The organism is Verminephrobacter aporrectodeae subsp. tuberculatae At4 (assembly GCF_000193225.1).
GTDB classification, from domain to species: Bacteria; Pseudomonadota; Gammaproteobacteria; order Burkholderiales; family Burkholderiaceae_C; genus Acidovorax; species Acidovorax aporrectodeae.
Genome location: NZ_AFAL01001010.1, coordinates 1 through 2108, shown reverse-complemented (window position 1 = coordinate 2108; position 2108 = coordinate 1). Strand labels below are relative to the sequence as shown.

At 70.8% G+C, this 2108-nt stretch carries 3 protein-coding genes; all 3 read left to right on the top strand.

Annotation, left to right across the window (positions count from 1 at the left end; translation table 11 throughout):
- Window positions 1–568 (top strand): AMP-binding enzyme (locus tag VTU_RS0124555; protein ID WP_029554731.1); only part of this gene is annotated, 568 nt, incomplete at its 5' end.
- 15 nt (window positions 569–583) lie between these two features.
- A complete protein-coding gene (locus tag VTU_RS0124550; protein WP_010110441.1) occupies window positions 584–1390 on the top strand; it encodes an SDR family NAD(P)-dependent oxidoreductase in 807 nt (268 codons plus the stop codon).
- Window positions 1391–1412: 22 nt separating this feature from the next.
- Window positions 1413–2108, top strand: a 696-nt coding sequence (locus VTU_RS30275) for a Bug family tripartite tricarboxylate transporter substrate binding protein (RefSeq protein ID WP_010110440.1), incomplete at its 3' end; no start/stop codon positions are given.

The following is a 2108-nucleotide window of genomic DNA, read 5'->3' as shown; positions in this document are numbered from 1 at the left end:
CGTGCTGGCCTCCGCCGGAATGCCCTACCCCGGCGTCACGGTCGCGCTGTTCGACGCCGAGGACCGGCCGGTTGCCGACGGCGCGGTGGGCGAGCTGTGCGTGCGCAGCCCGCTGGTGATGGACGGCTACTGGAAGCAGCCGGAGCTCACGCGCCAGACGCTGCGCGGCGGCTGGCTGCATACCGGCGACCTGGCGCGCCGCGACGCCAACGGCTACTACCACCTCGTCGATCGGCGCAAGGACATGCTCATCTCCGGCGGCTTCAACGTCTACCCCCGGGAGGTCGAGGACGTGATCGCGCAGCATCCGGCGGTCGCCGCCGTCGCGGTGATCGGCGTGCCCGACGAACGCTGGGGCGAGGCCGTGAAGGCGGTGGTCGTGAGGCACCCGGGAGCACAGGTCGAAGGCGAAGCGCTGCGGGCCCTGGTGCGCCAGGCCAAGGGGGCGGTCTGCACCCCGAAAACCGTCGATTTCGTCGACGCCCTGCCGCTGACCCCGCTGGGCAAGCCGGACAAGAAGCAGCTGCGCGCGCATTACTGGCAAGGGCAGGCGCGCGCGATTCATTGATCCACAGGAATGCACATGGACCAGGAAGCCAGAACCTTCGACCGCTCGCTGCAGGGGCGCGTCGCGCTCGTCACCGGCGCCGGTTCGCGCGCCGACGGCGTCGGCAACGGGCGCGCGACGGCGCTCCTCCTGGCGCGCGACGGCGCGCGCGTGCTGCTGCTCGACAGCGTTGCCGAATGGGCGCAGGCGACGCAGGAAATGATCGCCCGCGAGGGGGGCCAGGCGCAGCTGCAAGTGTGCGACGTGAGCCGCGACGCGGACTGCCGCGAGGCCGTGGAGCAGGCCGTACGGACCTGGGGCCGCATCGACATTCTGGTGAACAACGTGGGCATCGCCGGTCCCGCGGGGACGGCGGTGGACCTGGACCTGCAGGACTGGGACATGGCGCTGCGCGTCAACGTCACCTCCATGATGCTCATGGCACGCCACTGCATCCCGCACATGGCGGCGCAGCGCAGGGGCGCGATCGTGAACATCGCATCCGTCGCCGGACTCATCGGCGGGCACCCCAGCCTGCTCTATCCGACGTCCAAGGGCGCCGTGGTGAACATGACGCGCGCGATGGCGGCGCACCACGGCGCGCAAGGCATCCGCGTCAATTGCGTGGCGCCGGGAATGGTGCATACGCCCATGGTCTACGCACGCGGAATGAGCGACGCAATCCGCGAGACCCGCCGCAAGCGCTCCTTCCTGCAAACCGAGGGCAGCGGCTGGGACGTAGGGCACGCGGTCCGCTACCTGGCAAGCGACGAGTCCGGCTGGGTCACCGGCGCCGTGCTCCCGGTGGACGCCGGCGCCACGGCGGGCCGGCATTCCTATTGAACCTGCGCAGCAGGAGGCGCCCATGATCCACGTGAAAACCCATTCAACCCATTTCGCCGGCCTGGCAGCGGGCCTGCTGCTCAGCGCTGGCGGCGCATTCGCGGGCGCCTGGCCGGAGCGCCCCATCACTCTGGTGGTCCCCTTTGCGGGCGGCAATATCGCCGACAACCAGGGGCGGCTGATCGCGCGCCAGCTGGCCCAGGCGCTGGGGCAGCCGGTCGTCGTCGAGAACCGGCCCGGCGCCAGCGGCATGATCGGCGCGGAGTACGTCGCGCGGGCGCCGGCCGACGGCTACACCCTGCTCTACGGCACGCATGGCACGCAGGCCGCGAATCTGGCCCTGCAACCGGCCGCGCGCACCGATCCGTCGCGCGATCTGCGCGCCGTGCATTCGCTGTTTCGCCAATCGACCGTGCTGGTGACCCACTCCATGACGCCCTGGCACAGCGTGGCGCAACTGGTCGAAGCGGCGCGCAAGGCGCCGGGGCGCGTCAGCTACGCATCCTCGGGAATGGGCACCCAGACGCACTTGGCCGCGGCGCGCTTTCAGGACGCGGCCCGGGTGGAGTTCACGCACGTGCCGTACAACAACCGCTCCTCCCTGAGCGACCTGCTCGGCGGCAGCGTCGACATCAGCTTCAACTATGCGGAAAGCGTGCTCCAGCACATCGCGTCTGGCCGGCTGCGCGCACTGGCGATCAACGGCGGCGCGCGGCTC

Coding starts and splice junctions, on each gene's coding strand:
- VTU_RS0124550 (WP_010110441.1), top strand. CDS start 584: ATGGACCAGGAAGCCAGAACCTTCGACCGCTCGCTGCAGGGGCGCGTC.